General features: G+C 69.1%; 2 protein-coding genes. Both read right to left on the bottom strand.

Features of this window, described 5'->3' with window-relative positions; translation table 11 throughout:
• Positions 1 to 320 precede the first annotated feature (320 nt).
• Complete coding sequence (locus ACOADB_RS19745; protein ID WP_378602386.1) at positions 321 to 2387, bottom strand: cation:proton antiporter; 2067 nt, start codon at positions 2385 to 2387, stop codon at positions 321 to 323.
• Between the two features lie 90 nt (positions 2388 to 2477).
• A partial coding sequence (locus ACOADB_RS19740; RefSeq protein ID WP_378602384.1) for an ABC transporter permease occupies positions 2478 to 2802 on the bottom strand: 325 nt, incomplete at its 5' end.

Below are 2802 nucleotides of genomic sequence, written 5' to 3'. Positions count from 1 at the left end.
CGGATGCAGCCCGGCGCCGAGCAGGTCCTGGTCCAGGGCACGCGCGTGCGCATCGGACACCGGACGCTGGCGTTCAACACCCACGCCGGTAGCTCGAGCTGAGCGCCGGCTACTGACCGCCGAGCCCAACCCCGCCCACCAGCGGGGCAACTGGCACGCCCGGAACGCCGTGGATCGACCTTCCGTGCAACGTCGGCGAGGTCGTCGGTCAATGGGCGACACACCGCCATCATTGTGATCGGGGAACATCTGATGAACCTGGTTGATCAAGAGTTCCCCAATGAGGAGCAGCGGACTGCGCGGCCAGTTGCGAGCTGACGTCAGGCGCCGACCGTGGCCCCCAGCGGTACGACGGCGAAGTCCACCGGAGCAGCGTCGAGCTCGGCGCGCACCCGGATCCCGGGCGTGCCCGACGCCGTGAACGACCCCAGCTCCGTGGGGACGGCGGCCAGCGGGCCTGCTTCGACGTCCGGCTCGGCCAGCCGGACTCCGCGCTCGGCGAGGGCGTTGCGGGCCGCCGCCTGACGGCGACCACCGTCGCCACGGACGTCGAGCGTGGTGCCGCGGGACACCGCGATCCGTGCGCCGAGGACGATCGCTGCCTCGCCGCTGACGTCACCGGACCAGTGCACGATGACCGGAGCGTCGGCGTCCTGGGTCGGGGTACCCGCGGGCACCACCGCGACGGGCGACTCGTTGGCGGCGACGACACCGTCGAGCGACGGGTCGTCGGACCAAGCGACGAGGCCCTGCGGCTTGAGCACGGCGACCAGTTCGACGAGGTCCTGCTCGACGTCAGCGCTGGCGTGGGCGATCACCCGGACCGGGATGCCGATCTCCTCGCCACGACGTACCAGCACCTGCTGGCGCTCCATCGCGGAGGCCATCTCCGCCAGCTCCAGGGACAGTCCGCTGCCCACTTCGAGTGCCCGGCCCTGCGGCTGCAGGTCCGCGACCACGATCTCGGCGGGCCGTGCGCCGGCGAGCTGGGCGGCGGCGATCTCGACCAGGACCGAGTCGTCCTGGTCGGTGCGGGACAGCACGAGGATCCGATCCACGGCTTCGGCACCCAGGGCAGCGCGCTCCGCCTCGGCGATGTCGCGGGCCACCCGGCGTTGGGGATAGGTGAAGCCCAGCAGCGGTCCGGTCATCACCGTGGTCACCAGCGCCATGATCACCATGAGGGTGAACAGCTCGGGGCTGAGCAGGCCCTTCTCGAGGCCGACGTTGAGGATGATGAGCTCGGTCAGGCCGCGGGTGTTCATCAGCAGGCCGAGCGAACTGGCCTGCCAGTGCGGCACCTTCTGGATCCGCGCACCGACGTACGCACCGACGTACTTGCCGACGATGGCGACGGTGAGGATCGCGAGCAGCGGGATGAGGTGCTTCACGCCGAGGCCCTGGATGTTGACCTTGAGGCCGGAGATCAGGAAGAACACCGGCAGCAGGAGCAGGACCGAGATCTGCTCGAGGCGGACCAGGATCTCGTGGCGCATGGCGGCGGCCTGCTCGTGCGGGATGATCGCGCCGAACAGGAACGCCCCGAAGATGTAGTGGATGCCGAGCACCTCGGTGGTGGCCGCGAAGAGCAGCAGGCCGACGAGCACCACCGACATGATGGTCGGGGTCAGCTCCCCCGCCTTGTGGTACGCCTTGGTGAGGGTGCCGAGCGCGGGACGGACCACGAAGATCGCGACCAGCACGAACGGGATCGCAAGGTAGATCGCCCAGCTCGGGAGGTGGCCGTGGCCTCCGTCGACACCCGCGATCGCCAGCACCACCGCGAGCAGCGTCCACGCGATGATGTCGTCGGTGGCGGCGCAGGCCAGTGCGAGTCCGCCGGTCTCGGTGCGGTGCATGCGGCGGTCGGTGAGGATGCGGGCGAGCACCGGGAAAGCGGTGATCGACATCGCCGCACCCATGAACAGTGCGAACGGCCAGAAGTCGGCGTCGGCCGGCTTGAGCGCCTCGGTCGCATTGCTGTTGACGAAGATGTGGGCGAGTCCGATGCCCAGTGTGAAGGGCAGCAGGATCGAACAGATCGACACCGAGCCGGCGACCTTCTCGCGCCCCTTGATCAGCTTGATGTCGAGCTCGAGGCCGACGACGAACATGAACAGCACCAGCCCGACCCGCGCCAGCACGTCCAGGTAGCCGCGCTGGTCCAGCGGGAACAGCTCCTGGCTCAGCTCCATCCCGAGCAGGCTCGGACCGAGGAGCACGCCGGCGCCGATCTCGCCGACGACCGGCGGGATGCCGATCTTGGAGACGGCCTTGCCGGCCAGTCGGGCCACCACGATGATCAACGCCAGCTGCGCGAGGATGACCGAGATGTCGAGCACGGGCCCCTTCGCAGGGGCCGCCAGCAGCGCGTTGAAGTCGAACAAGGTGAGCCTCCTGGGACGGGGGGTGCGCAGGTCAGACTAGGGGCTTGTCCCCCGAAAATGCAGGGTTCCACCTCCTGCACGGCAGGAATCTCAGGTGGTGTCCCACCGGAACAGTCGCGCTGCCAGCCCCGTGACCACGATCGCGAACGTCGCGAGGATCGCCAGCGGCACCAACGCGGCCGACGGTCCCTCACCCCGGACCATGACGTCGAGCATCCCGGTGTTCAGGTGCTTGAGCGGCAACAGCTCCGAGAAACGCTGCAACCACTTCGGCGCCGCGTCGAGCGGGAAGAACGAACCACTCAGGAACGCCATGGGGAGCACCAGGAAGTTCGCCAGGTTGACCGCACCCTCCGTGGTCTTGGCCAGCGCGCCCGCGAGCAGGCCCAGCGCCATGAAGCACAACGTGCCGACG

The organism is Nocardioides sp. CPCC 206348, from assembly GCF_048654705.1.
GTDB lineage: Bacteria > Actinomycetota > Actinomycetes > Propionibacteriales > Nocardioidaceae > Nocardioides.
This window is presented reverse-complemented; position numbering and strand designations above follow the sequence as displayed.